Source organism: Pedococcus bigeumensis (genome assembly GCF_039531795.1).
Classification (GTDB): Bacteria; Actinomycetota; Actinomycetes; order Actinomycetales; family Dermatophilaceae; genus Pedococcus; species Pedococcus bigeumensis.
This window is the reverse complement of sequence record NZ_BAAAQS010000001.1, coordinates 66,693-81,546: the sequence shown is the minus strand read 5'-3', so window position 1 is coordinate 81,546 and position 14,854 is coordinate 66,693. Positions and strand designations below refer to the sequence as shown.

Sequence of the window (14,854 nt, the reverse complement as noted above, 5' to 3'; positions counted from 1 at the left end):
CTACTTGGCCCGACGCCGCGACGCGGACTTCTTGGCGCTGGGGCGCACGACCGGCTCGCCGGCCTCCGCCGCAGCCGCCGCGAGGCCCAGGCCGTAGTCGGCGAGCGCGTCGACCAGGGAGTCGGACGACGCCTCCGGGGCGAGCACGTCGACCCGCAGCCCGTGCTCCTCGGCGGTCTTGGCCGTGGCCGGGCCGATGCACGCGATCACCGTCGACGGGTGCGGCTTGCCGGCGATGCCGACCAGGTTGCGCACCGTCGAGGACGACGTGAACACGGCCGCGTCGAACTGCCCGCCCTTGATGGCCTCGCGGATGTGGGCGGCCGGCGGCGCGGCGCGCACGGTGCGGTATGCCGTGACGTCGTCCACCTCCCAGCCCATCTCCTGGAGACCGGCGACGAGGGTGTCGGTGGCGATGTCGGCCCGCGGCAGGAAGACCCGGTTGATGGGGTCGAGCACCTCGTCGAACGGCGGCCAGTCCTCGAGCAGGCCGTTCGCCGACATCTCACCGGACGGCACGAGGTCGGGCACGATGCCCCACTCGCGCAGGGCGGCAGCCGTGACCCCGCCGACGGCGGCGATCTTCAGGCCGGCGAACGCACGCGCGTCGAGACCGAACTCCTCGAACTTCTCGCGCACCGCCTTCACGGCGTTGACCGAGGTGAACCCGATCCACTCGTAGCGACCGGTGACCAGCCCCTTGACGGCGCGCTCCATCTGCTGGGGCGTGCGCGGCGGCTCGACCGAGATCGTCGGGACGACCTCCGCGGTCGCGCCGAAGGACTCGAGCCGGGCGATGGTCGAGCCGGACTGCTCCTTGGTGCGGGGCACCAGGACGTTCCAGCCGAACAGCGGCTTGGTCTCGAACCACGAGAGGTTCTCGCGCAGGGCCACGGTCGAGCCGATCACGGCCAGGGCCGGGAACTCCAGGGTCTTCATGACCTTGGCGAACTCGCCCAGCGTGGTGACCCGGGTGGACTGGCGGATCGTGGTGCCGCGCTCGGTCAGGGCGACCGGGCTGTCCGCGGGACGACCCGCAGCCAGGAGCTTCCCGAGTGCGGTGGCGAGGTCCTCGGGCTGACCGAGGAGGACGACCGTGACCGACTCGGCCACCGAGGCGGCCCAGTCGACGTGCCGGTCGTTCGCCGCGATGACGTGCACGGCGGGCGAGCTGCTCGACGTCAGCGGGATGCCGGCATACGCGGGCACCGCCGAGACGGCGCTGACGCCGGGGACGATGTCGAACCCGATACCGGCCTTCTGGCAGGCGAGGGCTTCCTCGGCGAGGCCGTTGAAGGTGCCGGGGTCACCATCCATGAGCCGGACGACGAGGCCGCCCGAGACGGACTTGGCGGCCTTGACGACCAGCTTGGCCCGCATCGCGTGGGTCAGCGGCTGACCGTGGTCGCCGTGGCCGGCGTCGATGATCTCGACACCCTCCCGGCAGTAGCGCGTGACGACGTCCTCCCGGGCGACCTGGTCGATGACGACCACGTCGGCGGCGGCGAGGAACTCCAGCGAGCGCACCGTCATGAGTCCGGAGTCGCCGGGGCCGGCGCCGACGAAGGCGACGCGTCCCGGGACCCGGCTCTGGCGAGCGGGCGAGCTGGGGGTAGAGGTGGTGGTGGTCGAGCGCGTGGGGCTCACAGTGCACGCTCCGTGCTGTCGTGTTCGGGTTTGCGGTCGGTGCTGCTGTCGGGGCCGGCGAGCGGATCGGGTCCGGTCGCCCCGGGTGGGTCTGGGGGCGGCGCCCCGGGGTGGCTTGCCGGGCCGTCACCGCTCGAGGTCTGCGGGGCGGGTGGGGCCGGTGGTCGCTCCTCGGGTCCGCGCAGCAGGTCGCCGCCGTCCTCGAGCAGGACCGCCGCGAGCCGCCGGCCCAGGGCCTCGCCGTCGCCGGCGCTGCCGACGAGCGAGCGACGCAGGTCGAACGAGCCGTCGACCGCGCCGACGAAGGCGCGCAGCGACAGCTCGAGGCCGTCCTCGCCCTCGACGACCTCGGCGAGCGCCCCCACCGGTGCGGAGCAGCCGGCTTCGAGCGCGGCGAGGACGGCACGTTCGGCGGTGACGCAGGTGCGGGTGTCAGGGTCGTCGAGGACCTCGAGCGCAGCCAGCGTCGCGGAGTCGTCGGCACGGCACTCGACCGCCAGCGCACCCTGCCCGGGGGCGGGCAGCATCTGCAGCGGGTCGATCGCCTCGGCGACCTCGTCGAGCCGGCCCAGCCGGGCGAGGCCGGCGCGGGCCAGCACGACACCGTCGAGGGCGCCGTCCTTGACGAGCGCGATGCGGGTGTCGACGTTGCCGCGGATGTCCTTGACGGACAGCCCGAGGCCGAGGGCCGCGAGCTGGGCGACCCGGCGCGGCGAACCGGTGCCGACGACAGCCCCCTCGCCGAGCTCACCCAGCGTGCGCCCGCCGGACGACACGAGCACGTCCCGCGGGTCCTCCCGGACCGGGACGGCAGCGATCACGAGCCCGGGCTCGGGCGTGGTGGGCAGGTCCTTGAGGGAGTGCACGGCGAAGTCGACCTCACCCTCGAGCAGCGCCCGGCGCAGGGCCGCCGCAAACACCCCGGTGCCGCCGAGGGAGGCCAGCGACGCGGTGGAGGTGTCTCCCTCGGTGACGATCTCGACGAGCTCGACGGAGTGGCCCCGCGCGCGCAGCAGGTCGGCCACCCAGGTGGACTGCGTGGTCGCGAGCGCACTGCGCCGGGTGCCCAGGCGCAGGGTCAACGCGGCGGTGGGGGGCGTGCTCACGGCATACCTCCCCGCTGGGGCGGCGGGACGGACGCGGTGGCGGCCTCGCCGGGGCGCAGGTCGAACAGCTCACGCAGCGCCTCGGCGTAGTCGGCGCCCTGACCCCCCACGGCCCGCTCCTTCACCCTGACGGTCGGGGTGTGCAGGAGCTTCTCGACGATGCGGTGCACCGCGAGCTGCACCTCGGCGCGAGCCACCTCGTCGAGGTCGGGCAGCCGCTGGTCGAGGCGGGTCAGCTCGCCCGCGACGACGTCGGCGGCGTGGGAGCGCAGCGCGGCGACGGTCGGCGCGACGCTCTCCGCGGCGCGCGAGGTCAGGTATGCCGCGACCTCACCGATGACCAGGTCGGCCACCTCGCTCACCTGCGGCGGGGTCTGCCCACCGGACAGCTCCTCCCCCAGCGCGGCCAGCCCGGCGAGGGTCACCCCGCTCAGCGAGGCGACCTCGGGGGCCACGTCGTGGGGCAGGGCGAGGTCGATGTAGGCCTGCGGGCGACCGCCCCGGGCCACCTGCGCGTCGCCTGCGGTCGCGAGGTCGACCACCACGCCGGTGGAGCCGGTGCAGGAGATCACCACGTCGGCCACCGCGAGGGCGGCGGAGAGGTCGTCGAGGGGTCGCGCGGTGGCGCCCGTGCGCTCGGCCAGTCGCACCGCCTTCGCGAACGTGCGGTTGACGATGGAGAGCCCGGCGGCGCCCCGCCGCGCCACCGTGGTCGCGGCCAGCGAGCTCATGCCCCCGGCGCCGACGACGAGCACCTGGAGGCCGGCCAGCGGGCCCAGCTCGCGCTCGGCCCGGGCCAGCCCCGCCTCGACGAGCGAGACGCTGACGGCGTCGATCCCGGTCTCGGTGTGGGCTCGCTTGCCGACCCGCAGCGCCTGCTGGAAGAGGGTGTTGAGGGCCGGTCCGGCGTGGCCGGCCTTCTGCGACTCGCGCAGCGCCGTGCGCATCTGGCCGAGGATCTGGGCCTCGCCCACCGCCATCGAGTCGAGCCCGCAGGCGACCGTGAAGGCGTGCGCGATGGCGCGGTCCTCGTAGTGGACGTAGAGGTGCTCGCGCAGCTCGTCACGGCTGACCCCGGTGACCTCGGTGAGCGCGTCGGCGATGTCGGTGACGGCACCGTGGAAGGTCGCCGACTCGGCGTAGACCTCGGTGCGGTTGCAGGTGGACACCACGATCGCCTCGGTGAGGTTCTCGCGCCCGGTCAGGCTCGCGGACAGGGTCCGGCGGCCCGCGGCGTCGAGGGTCATGGCCTCGAGGAGGGGCAGCGGTGCGGTGTGGTGGGACAGGCCCAGGATCACGAGGCTCATCGGCCCACCACGTCGTCGACGGGCTCGAGCGAGACGCGGTCGAGCGCACCCCCGGCGGCGAGCGCCTTGCGCTGCTCGTGGAAGGCGAGGATCTGGAGCTCGGTGGACAGGTCGACCTTGCGCACGTCGACGTCGTCGGGCACGACCAGCACGCACGGCGCGAAGTTGAGGATCGAGCGGACGCCGGCGGCGACGAGCTGGTCGCAGACGCCCTGCGCGGACGCTGCCGGCGTGGCGATGACGCCGATGGCCAGGCCCTGCTCGGCGACGAGCTCGTCGAGCACGGTCATCGGCTGCACGGTGATGCCGGCGATCTCCTGGCCGAGCAGCCCGGCGTCCTGGTCGAGCAGGGCCACCACCCGGAACCCGCGCGTCGCGAACCCGCTGTAGGCCGCCAGCGCGTGGCCGAGGTTGCCCATCCCGACGATGGCGACCGGCCAGTCCTGGGTGAGGCCGAGCTCCCGGGAGATCTGGTAGGCGAGGTGGTCGACCTCGTAGCCGACACCACGCACGCCGTAGGAGCCGAGGTGCGAGAGGTCCTTGCGCAGCTTGGCGCTGCGGACGCCTGCGGCGGAGGCCAGCTCCTCGGAGGACACCGACGTGATCCCGCGTTCCGCCAAGCCGGTCAGGGCGCGGAGGTACTCCGGTAGCCGTGCCACCGTGGCGTCGGGAATACCCCGACGGGCGCTCGGGTCGGCAGACACAGTCTTTTCCGGCTCCTTCTCATCACTGGCAGTCCGCGCCTGGCTGGGGCGGACGGGAGCCTCTGCAGATTACGCTTTTGTGAACCGATGCACAAAGTCACAAGCGACCGCCCCGTCGGGGGCGTGAGCCGCGTCACTTCGTGCTCGATCCGCCGGTCGCCCCGACCGCTCCGCTCAGCGCGCGAGGGCGGACCTGAGCCGCGTTTCGTCGACCCGCCAGTAGTCGTGCTGCCGCCCGTCGACGAAGGTCACCGGGATCTGCTCCCAGTACTGCTCCTTGAGTGCGGGGTCGTCCTCGATCGACCGCTCCACCCAGCCCACCCCCAGGTCGGCGGCCACCCGGCCGATGACCTCGCGGGCCGTGTCGCACAGGTGGCAGCCGGGCTTGCTCACCAGCGTGATGCGCACCTCGGCGGGCGCCGGGCCCTCAGGGGGCTCGGCGGGGGGGGCGGTTCCGGACACCCCCCGAGCGTATGCCGCGCGGCCGCCACGGCGGGCGCGGCCCGGCCCCGGGGCCGGTGACCTCGCCCACCGCCCTAGGCTGGCTGCCATGAGCGAGCGGCCGAGCGAGCTGGACCAGGCGCTCCTGACCCCGGCCGACCCCACTGCCGCCGCGTTCTTCGACGTCGACAACACCGTCCTGCGGGGCGCCAGCATCTGGCTGCTCGCGCTCGGGCTCTGGCGCCGCGGCTTCTTCACCGTTCGCGACGTCAGCGCGATGGCATGGAAGCAGCTGCGCTACGCCGCCCTCGGGGAGAGCCTCGACCACGTCGCGAAGATCCGCGAGCAGGCGCTCGGCTTCATCGCGGGCCACTCGGTGGCCGAGATCGGCGCCATCGGCGAGGAGATCTTCGACGAGGCGATGCAGGACAAGATCTGGCCCGGGACGCAGGCCCTGACGCGCATGCACCTCGACGAGGGCCAGGAGGTCTGGCTCGTCACCGCGACGCCGGTGGAGGTCGCCCGGGTGATCGCCGACCGGCTCGGGCTCACCGGGGCGCTCGGCACCGTGGCCGAGTCCGTCGACGGCATCTACACCGGGCGCCTCGCCGGGGAGCCGCTGCACGGTGCGGCGAAGGCCACCGCGATCGAGGCGCTCGCCGCTGAGCGCGGCTTCGACCTCAGGCGGTGCTCGGCCTACTCGGACTCGGCCAACGACATCCCGATGCTCTCCCTCGTCGGGCACCCGTGCGCGATCAACCCCGACGGCGCGTTGCGGGACCACGCCCGGGCGCACGGCTGGACCATCCGTGACTACCGGACCGGGCGGCGCGCCGCCAAGTTCGGGGTCCAGGCCGTCGGGGCCACCGCCCTCGCCGGCGCCCTGGCCGCCGCGGCCCGGCGCCGCTCCCGCTAGCGACGACCGCGGCATACCCCTGTTTGCGTCCGGATGCGGACGTTGGCCTGTGTCCCGCCGCCCTGGGTGACGGGTGTGGCGCAGGTCTCCTGACAATCCGCCCGATATCGGGGAAACTGTCCCGGTCAGGAGGCCCCCATCCGGATCCGAGCACGTCGCAGCGCCGCGAGCCGACTCGCGGTGCTCCGTCCTGCCCGCAGCGCTCCGGTCTGGGCAACGAGCACCCCGGCGATCGGTCACGCAGCCGGCGACCACGGGATGGGTCCGGCGACCGCGGACTTCCTCGCCGGCCTCCGGGCCATGCTCACCATCGCGGGTGACGCCGGCACGCTGTCGGGAGGCGGGTCCAGCCACGGGGGCAGCGCAGCCAGTGCGGGGTTCGGTCCGGGCGAGGCACCCCAGGACTTCGAGCGCATCTCGGCGCTGGTCGAGCTCGCGCAGCGCGGTGACAGCGAGGCGTTCGGCCTGCTCTACGAGCGCTACGTCGACGTGGTCTACCGCTACGTCTACGTGCGAGTGGGTGGCCGGCAGCTCGCCGAGGACATCACCTCCGAGACCTTCCTGCGCGCCCTGCGCCGGATGGACTCCTTCTCCTGGCAGGGCCGGGACATCGCGGCCTGGTTCATCACCATCGCCCGCAACCTGATCACCGACAACGCCAAGTCGGCGCGCTTCCGCATGGAGGTCTCGACCGCCGACATGCTCGACGCCGACCCCCGGGTGGAGGCTGCGCCCGACCACGAGGTGCTCGACCGGCTGCGCGACGAGCGACTCCTCGAGGCCGTGAAGGGCCTCAAGCCCGAGCAGGCCGAGTGCGTGGTGCTGCGCTTCCTCCAGGGGCTCACCCTCGCCGAGACGGCCAAGGTGCTCGGCAAGTCGGAGGGAGCGGTCAAGCAGCTCCAGCTCCGCGCCGTGCGGGCCCTGCACAGGGAGCTCGCCGATGTCGACATCTGAGGCGGTCGAGGTGCGTGCGGTTCTCGCCGGCTCGGGCCCGGCTTGCGGCGGGTTTCGCTACGTCTCGGCGCGTAACTTCCGGGGGAGTCGCTCGTTCTCAGCGCGAGAGACCGTCATCGACACGGCCGCGTGGATCACCTCGATCCCCGCACGGGTCGCAGCAGGGCTGGGGAGGGAGGTGTCGGCATGCCAGTGCTGAACCGCGCGGCAGACCGTTTCCAGCGCGCCCTCGAAGGCGAGCGCGTCACCGACCAAGGCCTGGCCGAGCTCGTCGAGACCAGCCGCCACCTCGTGGGGCTGACCTCTGCCGTCCCTGCTGCCGACGCGGCGTTCGTGGCCACCCTGCGCGACCGGCTGATGGCCGAGGCGGCCCGGATGCCGGCGCCGAGCCCCGGCGCCGCCAAGGCGGCCGCTGCCCGCCGTGCCGCGTCGCGCACCACCCCCGTCGTCGTCGTGGTCGGCCGCGGGCTGCCCAGACTGCTGGCCGGCGCCGCCGCGTCCGTGCTCCTGGTCGGGGGAGTCGTCGGCGTCGCCTCCCGCACCGCCGTTCCCGGCCAGGCGCTCTACCCCGTGAAGGGCTGGCTCGACGGGGTCGCCGTCCGCCTCGCTGACAACGACCTCGAGCGCGGCCAGACCTACCTGTCGCAGGCGCAGGGCCACGTCTCGGACGCCCGCACCCTGTCCGAGGGCAGCCGGCAGGTCACCGACGTCGACACGGCCCTGACGGCCGCGGCCGACTCGGTGCGCAAGGGCCGGCAGGCGCTCGACACCTCCTACGCCAGCACCGGCAACCCCCAGGCGCTGCTCGCGATGCGCGACTTCACCGCGCGCACCCTCCCCCAGCTCGAGGCCCTGCGCACCGAGGTGCCGGCCGAGTCGCTGCCGCAGCTGGCCGTCCTGGAGTCGCTGCTGCGCGACACCGAGCAGATCACGGCCCGTCGGCTCGCCGCCTGCGGGAGCGCCTGCAGCGGGGTCGCCTCCTCGACCCTCGGGCCCGCGTCGCTGCCCGGGTCCGTGACCACGGCACCCTCGGGCTCCCCCACGGCGTCCGGCTCGGGTGGTGTCACCGTGCCCGACACCGCGGTCACCGTGCCCGGCGGCGTGCCTGTGCCCGGCGGGTCGAGCACGTCGGGTCCTGTCGTCGGCGGCGGCGGTGGTGGCTCGAGCGTGGGCACGACCGGCGCCAGCGTGGGCCTTCCGACGCTCAGCGTCTCGGTGCCGGTCGTCCCGTCCGTGACGGCCACGGTGCCGCTCCCCACGGTGAGCCTCGGCACGAGCAGCGTGGCTGCGACCGTCCCCAGCAGCACGCTCGGACCGGTCACGCTGCCCGGCGTGACGCTGACCCTCCCCTGACCGTCCTGGCCGCGCTCGGCAGACGGCTGACCCAGGCTCGGCTGGACCACGCGGGTGGCCGGAGCCGGGTCGGAAGAAGATGGGTCAGAAGAAGACGGAGCGCCGCTGCATCAGCAGCGAGTAGAGCGTCTGCTGGATCGTCTCGCGGACCTGGTCGGTGAGGTCGAAGACCAGCATCGGGTCATCGGCGGCGTTGGGGCCGAGGTCGGCCGTCTCCACGGGTGACCCGAACTCGATGATCCACTTGCTGGGCAACGGGATCAGCCCCAGCGGACCGAGCAACGGCCAGGTGGGCGTGATCGGCGCGTAGGGAGCCCCCAGCAGCCGGGCGACCGTCTTCATGTTGCCGATGATCGGGTAGATCTCCTCGGCACCGACGATCGAGCAGGGGATGATCGGCACGCCGGTGCGCAGCGCGGCCGAGACGAACCCGCCCCGCCCGAACCGCTGGAGCTTGTAGCGCTCGCTGAACGGCTTGCCCACACCCTTGAAGCCTTCGGGCCACACGCCGCAGAGCTCGCCGCTGGACAGCAGCCGCTCGGCGTCGGGGTTGGCGGCGAGGGTCGAGCCGGACTTGCGGGCGACCTGCCCCACCACGGGGGTCTGGAAGACGAGGTCGGCGCCGAGCATCCGCAGGTGCCGGTGCGCCGGGTGCTCGTCGTGGACGGCCACCTGGGTCATCAGCGAGTCCATCGCGATGGTGCCCGAGTGGTTGGCCACCACCAGCCCACCGCCCTCGGCCGGGATGTTCTCGATGCCGCGCACCTCGACCCGGAACCACGACCGGTAGAGCGGGCGCAGCACCGGGAGGTAGAAGTGCCGGGTGAAGTCCTCGTCGAACCCGAACTCGTCGACGGTGTAGTCGCCGGTCACCCGCCGCCGCACGAACGACAGCAGCGACGCGATGTGGCGCTCGACGTCGTCGGGCGAGATGCCCGCGGCCTCGGCCGCCACGCGCACGGCAGCGATCCCGGCTGTCAGCAGCTCCTCGACACCGGGGGCCACGCTGCGCGAGCCCGAGCCCGCGGCGGAGTCGATGGCCTCGGGAAGGACGACCTCGTCGGTGACCGCCTTGAGCACCCGCACCTTCGGCGCCTGGGTATGCCGCGCGGCCGGCTTCGCGGCGCCGGTCGCCTCCCGGGCGGCTCCGGTGGGCACGGTCGACCTGGCCGCCCTGGCCGCGCGGGCGCCGGAGCGCGCCACTGCCTTGCGGGTCGGCACCGCCTTGGCCACCGGACGAGGTCGGTGCTTCCCGCTCGAGGTCGGCTCGACCGGGCCGTCCTTCGTCGCGTCGCCGCCGGCAGCCGGCTCAGCGGCCCGCCGGACGGTGACGGCGTCCGAGGTGTCCGAGGCGTCGCGGTCGGCCGTCGTGCCGGTCGTGGACCGCGTCGTGGACCGGGTCGTGGGTTGGGCGCTGGACCCGGGCGCGGTCTCGGGCGCGGCCGCGTCGACCGCCGCGAGGAGGGGCGTGCTGCGGCGCTTGGCCCGCTCCCCCGAGGCGCGGGCGGCTCCCGCCGCCAGCGCCCCCTTGCGGGCGGTCGGCTTCTTCGACGCCTTGGCGCCGGAGGTCGAGGCCATCAGTCGTTCCTCCCTGCAGCCCACACATGGCTGATCGCGCTGGCGGCACTCCCCGCAGCACCGGTGACGGCGGCACCGAGCATCCCCACGCCCGGGATCACCGAACCGACGCCGTCGGCATAGTCCTGGAAGGCGGCGCGCGTCGTGTAGGCGGGCTCGAAGCCCATCACCTCGCGCATCCGCCGGGTGTCCAGCCCGCGGCCGTAGGCCAGGAACTGGATCTGGTCGCTGCTGAAGTCGGCGAGCCCCGAGCGCTTGACGAGGTTGCCGAAGATCCCCGCCGCGGGCATCGGCACCGGCACGATCGGGCGTCGGGCCATCCCCGCGGCCTGGGCCACGGTGATCACGCCGTCGCCGGCGATGTTGGTGATGCCGCTGCTCGGGCCGGTCGTGGCCATGAGGAGCGAGGCGATGGCGTCGGTCTCGTGGACGAACTGCAACCGGGCGTCGTAGCCGAACGGCACGGGCACGACCGGGAGGGCGAAGTAGTCGGTCAGCGAGGTGCGGATGCCGCGGCCGATGATGTTGGCGAAGCGGAGCATGGAGATCTCGACGTCGGGGCGACGGCGCGAGAAGCCCCGCACGTAGCCCTCGACCTCGACCGAGTCCTTGCCGAACCCCGCGCGGGGCAACGACTTCGGGCCCATGTCCTCGGTGAACATCGCGGGGTCGCGGGGGCTGGACCCGTAGACGGCGGCCGACGACTTCACGACCAGGCGCTTGATGCTCGTGGCCTTCTGGCACGCAGCGAGCAGCTGCATGGTGCCGATGACGTTGATCTCCTTCTGGGAGGTCCGCCCGCCGGCGTGGGTCGGGGTGGCGATGACGTTCATGTGCACGACGGTGTCGACCTCGGACTGGGCGATGATCTTGCCGATCATCGGGTTCCGGATGTCGGCGCGCACGAACTCGGCCCGGCCGATGTCGCCGGGCGGCGGGATCACGTCGACGCCGATCACGCGCTGGACCGACGGGTCGGCCGTGAGGGCGCGCGCGAACTGCCCCCCGAGATACCTCGAGACGCCCGTCACGAGTACGACGTCAGCCACAGTGCAGACCCTACCGACCGGGCCCGCCGGCGCGAGCCTGACGTCCATGCCCGGAGGGTGACGTCCATCCCAGCGACCGGGAGGGACAGAGCGAAGGCCCCCGCAGTGCGGGGGCCTTCGGTCACTTCTTGTTGCGTCGCTGGTGGCGCGTCTTGCGAAGCAGCTTGCGGTGCTTCTTCTTCGCCATGCGCTTGCGGCGCTTCTTGATGACAGAGCCCATGATGTCCTCTTGGTCGTGGTCGTGTTGCCGGACGGGGCAACGAACGCACCACGCCGAACTGTGGACGTCACTCTAGCGGCCCGCGACCCCACGACCCAAACCCGCCGCCCGGGAGCCGGACGCCGGGCGCCGATGGCGGGGATCCGTCACACACCGGTCGCGAGCCCGACAGAACTCGCCAGTAACCCCCTGCCGCCCGGTGTCGTTGTCATCTCACCCGGGCCGGTGAGAGCCCGCAGAGCGCAGGAGACGTCGACCATGTCCCGTAAGCACCCCGCTGTCAGACCACTGGGAATCGGGGTGTGCCTGCTGACTGCGGCCGCCACCGCCCTGCCCCTCTCCACGGCCTCGGCCGCCCTGCCCGCCGCCCCGGTGCTCCCCGCCCTCGGCGACACCGTCGACGCCTTGACCAAGACCCTGGACACGCGGGCGGTGAAGGACGCCGTGGCTCCGACGACGGCGGCGCGCGCGGCTGCATCGGCGCTGCTGGCCAAGGCCGGCAACGGCACCCGCGCCACCTGGGACGAGCGGTTCGGCACGCTGCGTTCGGTCCGCACCGACGGCTACCTCACCGCGGCGACGGCCGGGTCGGCCGTGACCGTGGCGCGCACCTGGCTGCGCGGCAACGCCGCCGCCTTCGGGCTGAGCACCGCCCAGGTCGACTCGCTCGCCGTGGTCCGCGACCACACGCTGCCCACGACCGGCACACACGTCGTGGACTTCGTCCAGACCACCGACGGCGTCGCCGCTGCCCGCGGCGGTCGCCTGAACGTCGCCGTCACGCGCGACGGCAAGGTGCTGTCGTATGCCGGTGACCCCACGCCCGGAGCGAACCTCAGCGGCGGGTGGGTGCTCGGGGAAGCAGCCGCGCTGCTCAAGGTCGCCGGCGGCCTCGCGCCCGGCGTCGCCTACGCCCCCAAGGCGACTGGCACCCAGGCCGGCTACACCACCTACGCGAGGGGACCGTTCGGCGGTCCGTCCTACGTGAAGAAGGTGACCTTCGGGACCAAGGCCGGCCCCGTGGCGGCCTACAAGGTGTACTTCCTCAAGAGCCCGCAGGAGGCCTGGGAGGTCGTCGTCGACGGCACCACCGGACGCACCCTCTACCGGACCTCGGTCGTCGACTTCGAGAGCGACCCGCAGGGCACCGTCTACGACAACTACCCGGGAGCCGCCAAGGGCGGCCAGCCGCGCCAGCAGTCCTTCGGCCCGACCGCACAGTCCCCCAAGGGCTGGGTCGACCCGACCGGGCTGGTGGGGACCGGGGTCACGACGTACGGCAACAACGCCGACACCTACGCCAACTGGTCCAACTACATCGGCCCCGTGGACAACGCCCCCCGCCCGGTCTCCCCCACCGGCAACTTCAGCTACTCGTACACGAACCAGTGGGCGGCCACCAAGGGCCAGACCGTCCCGCCGTCCTACGCCCAGGACCTCGACCCGGCCGCGACCAACCTGTTCTTCCAGCACAACCGGATCCACGACGAGTACTACGCCCTCGGGTTCACCGAGACGGCCGGCAACTTCCAGCTGGACAACGGCGGCAACGGCGGCTCCGGCGGTGACCCGGTGCGCGGGCTGGTGCAGGCCGGCGCCGCCTCCGGTGGCAGCCCGACCTACACCGGGCGGGACAACGCCTACATGCTCACCCTGGACGACGGTATCCCGCCGTGGAGCGGCATGTTCCTCTGGGAGCCCATCGACGACGCCTTCGAGGGTCCCTACCGCGACGGCTCGTTCGATATGAGCGTGATCCAGCACGAGTACACGCACGGGCTGTCGACCCGCTACGTCGCCGGCGGCAGCGCGCTCGGCTCGCAGCAGGCGGGGTCGATGGGTGAGGGCTGGTCCGACTGGTACGCCCTCAACCACGGCTTCGAGGCCGGGCTGCTCAGCAAGCCCGTCGTCGGTGACTACGTCACCGGCAACCCCACCCGGGGCATCCGCAACTGGAACTACGACCAGAACCCGACGACGTTCGGCGACATCGGCTACGACCTGACCGGTCCGGAGGTGCACGCCGACGGCGAGATCTGGACCGCGACGCTGTGGGACCTGCGCAAGGCCCTGGTGGCGCGCTACGGGGCCGCCCAGGGCGCGGAGGTGGCCGCGCGCCTGATCACGGACGGGATGCCCCTGACCGCCCCGGACCCGAGCTTCCTCGACGCCCGTGACGGCATCCTCTCGGCCGACCTCGACCGCTACCACGGTGACGACACCGACCTGATCTGGTCGGTCTTCGCCAAGCGGGGCGCAGGCGCCAGCGCCCACTCCGACACCGGCGACGACACCGACCCGACCCCCGGCTTCGACCACCCGGTCGCCGCGAAGAACGGCACGGCCGCACTGACCCTCGTCAACGCGACCACGGGCCAGCCGGTCAGCAACGCCAAGGTCATCCTCGGCCGCTTCGAGGCGCGGGTCACCCCCCTCGTCCGGACCGGCTCGTTCGGCGGCGCCAGCATCAAGGCGCTCGCCGGCACCTACCCGCTGACCATCCAGGCACCGGGGTTCGGCGTCCAGACCATCGACGCGTTCGTGGTGACGGCCGGCCGCAACACGGCCAGGACGATCAAGCTCGCCCCCAACCTGGCCTCCACCGCGGCCGGCGCCCGGGTCGTCAGCGTCTCCAGCGAGGACGACGGCGCCCCCGCGAAGTTCGCCTTCGACGACACCGCCGCGTCGGTGTGGTCCACCAAGGCCGGCGCCACGGCATACAACGCCGGCCCGGACCAGCGCGTCACGGTGCAGCTGGCGGCGCCCGCGACGGTGAGCAGCCTGCGCGTCAGCGCGTTCAAGGCCACCAACGCCTCACGGTTCGAGGCGCTGAAGGACTTCACCGTGCAGACCTCGACCGACGGCGTCAGCTGGACCACGGTCCGCACCGGTGGCTTCGCGTATGCCGCGCCGCGGCCGACCGCGCCCGACCTGAACTTCGCGACGTTCGCGCTGGCCAAGCCGGTCAAGGCCGCATACGTGCGGTTCTTCGTCGACTCCGTGCAGGGCGACACGACGACGTCGGCGCAGGTCGCGGACATCGAGGTCTTCGGGTCGGGGGCGACCGTCGCCAACGGCTCGGTCACGCCGGACCCGGCGTACACCGACTCGGGCACGATCGTCGCGCCCAACCCCGCAGCCGGTGACCCGACCGGCCTGCAGAACGTGTTCGGCGTGACCGGCACCGAGATGAACACCGCGTGCACGTTCCCGCCGGCCAGCCAGGGCGCCGACGGCTGGGTCACGAAGTTCCCGCTCGGGTTCTCCGACGGGCTGCACTCGGTCTCCGTCAAGGGCACCGGCGACTCCGATGCGACCGTGGGCCACGACCTGGACCTGTACTTCCTGGACAGTGCCTGCCAGCTCACCGGATCGGTGGCCACCGCGGCCGCCGACGAGTCGGCGGTCATCCCGCCCGGCTCGGTCTACCTGCTGACCCAGCTCTACACCGGAGCGAACGTCTCGGTGGCGGTCACGGCCGTCGACAACCGCTGACCCGGGGCTGCCGAGCCCCGCAACGGACAGGGTGGGCCGGGACTGTCGTCCCGGCCCACCCTGTCGTCGTGCGGCCAGCACCAA

General features: G+C 73.0%; 12 protein-coding genes. 4 read left to right on the top strand and 8 right to left on the bottom strand.

The genetic code is table 11. The features are described from left to right. The 5 genes from ABD262_RS00390 to ABD262_RS00370 all read right to left on the bottom strand — a co-directional run bounded on the left by ABD262_RS00390 (position 1) and on the right by ABD262_RS00370 (position 5,226). The gene (locus tag ABD262_RS00390) at positions 1–1,647 is read right to left on the bottom strand and encodes a bifunctional uroporphyrinogen-III C-methyltransferase/uroporphyrinogen-III synthase (RefSeq protein ID WP_344129486.1); all 1,647 of its coding nucleotides are present in this window, start codon (positions 1,645–1,647) and stop codon (positions 1–3) included. Next, complete coding sequence (gene hemC, locus ABD262_RS00385) at positions 1,644–2,753, bottom strand: hydroxymethylbilane synthase (RefSeq protein ID WP_344129483.1); 1,110 nt, start codon at positions 2,751–2,753, stop codon at positions 1,644–1,646. The genes ABD262_RS00390 and hemC overlap by 4 nt, the downstream gene beginning before the upstream one ends. Next, positions 2,750–4,060 (bottom strand): glutamyl-tRNA reductase, encoded by a 1,311-nt coding sequence (locus tag ABD262_RS00380; RefSeq protein ID WP_344129480.1) that lies wholly within the window; start codon positions 4,058–4,060, stop codon positions 2,750–2,752. The genes hemC and ABD262_RS00380 overlap by 4 nt, the downstream gene beginning before the upstream one ends. Beyond that, entirely contained in the window at positions 4,057–4,764 is a 708-nt protein-coding gene (locus ABD262_RS00375; protein ID WP_425564782.1) for a redox-sensing transcriptional repressor Rex, read from the bottom strand. Before ABD262_RS00375 ends, ABD262_RS00380 begins: the two co-directional genes overlap by 4 nt. 174 nt (positions 4,765–4,938) lie before the next feature. Further along, on the bottom strand, positions 4,939–5,226 hold the full coding sequence (locus ABD262_RS00370) for a glutaredoxin family protein (RefSeq protein WP_344129477.1): 288 nt from the start codon (positions 5,224–5,226) through the stop codon (positions 4,939–4,941). Between the two features lie 88 nt (positions 5,227–5,314). Here ABD262_RS00370 and ABD262_RS00365 point away from each other — a divergent pair, with 88 nt between their 5' ends. The 3 genes from ABD262_RS00365 (at position 5,315) to ABD262_RS00355 (ending at position 8,428) form a co-directional block, all read left to right on the top strand. Then, complete coding sequence (locus ABD262_RS00365) at positions 5,315–6,121, top strand: HAD family hydrolase (RefSeq protein WP_344129474.1); 807 nt, start codon at positions 5,315–5,317, stop codon at positions 6,119–6,121. Between the two features lie 180 nt (positions 6,122–6,301). Then, positions 6,302–7,075, top strand: a complete 774-nt coding sequence (locus ABD262_RS00360; RefSeq protein ID WP_344129471.1) for a sigma-70 family RNA polymerase sigma factor — start codon at positions 6,302–6,304, stop codon at positions 7,073–7,075. 186 nt (positions 7,076–7,261) lie between these two features. Beyond that, positions 7,262–8,428, top strand: coding sequence for a hypothetical protein (locus ABD262_RS00355; RefSeq protein WP_344129468.1), 1,167 nt, complete (start codon positions 7,262–7,264; stop codon positions 8,426–8,428). Between the two features lie 84 nt (positions 8,429–8,512). Here the strand turns inward: ABD262_RS00355 and ABD262_RS00350 are convergent, their stop codons facing one another. From ABD262_RS00350 to ABD262_RS00340, 3 genes are all read right to left on the bottom strand, one after another. Further along, the gene (locus ABD262_RS00350; protein WP_344129465.1) at positions 8,513–10,006 is read right to left on the bottom strand and encodes a lysophospholipid acyltransferase family protein; all 1,494 of its coding nucleotides are present in this window, start codon (positions 10,004–10,006) and stop codon (positions 8,513–8,515) included. After that, the gene (locus tag ABD262_RS00345) at positions 10,006–11,055 is read right to left on the bottom strand and encodes an NAD-dependent epimerase/dehydratase family protein (RefSeq protein ID WP_344129462.1); all 1,050 of its coding nucleotides are present in this window, start codon (positions 11,053–11,055) and stop codon (positions 10,006–10,008) included. Before ABD262_RS00345 ends, ABD262_RS00350 begins: the two co-directional genes overlap by 1 nt. A 121-nt stretch (positions 11,056–11,176) precedes the next feature. After that, complete coding sequence (locus ABD262_RS00340; protein WP_003792170.1) at positions 11,177–11,275, bottom strand: 30S ribosomal protein bS22; 99 nt, start codon at positions 11,273–11,275, stop codon at positions 11,177–11,179. A 258-nt stretch (positions 11,276–11,533) separates the two neighbouring features. Between ABD262_RS00340 and ABD262_RS00335 the strand changes: the two genes are divergently transcribed. Continuing rightward, positions 11,534–14,770 (top strand): M36 family metallopeptidase, encoded by a 3,237-nt coding sequence (locus tag ABD262_RS00335; RefSeq protein WP_344129459.1) that lies wholly within the window; start codon positions 11,534–11,536, stop codon positions 14,768–14,770. Positions 14,771–14,854 lie beyond the last annotated feature (84 nt).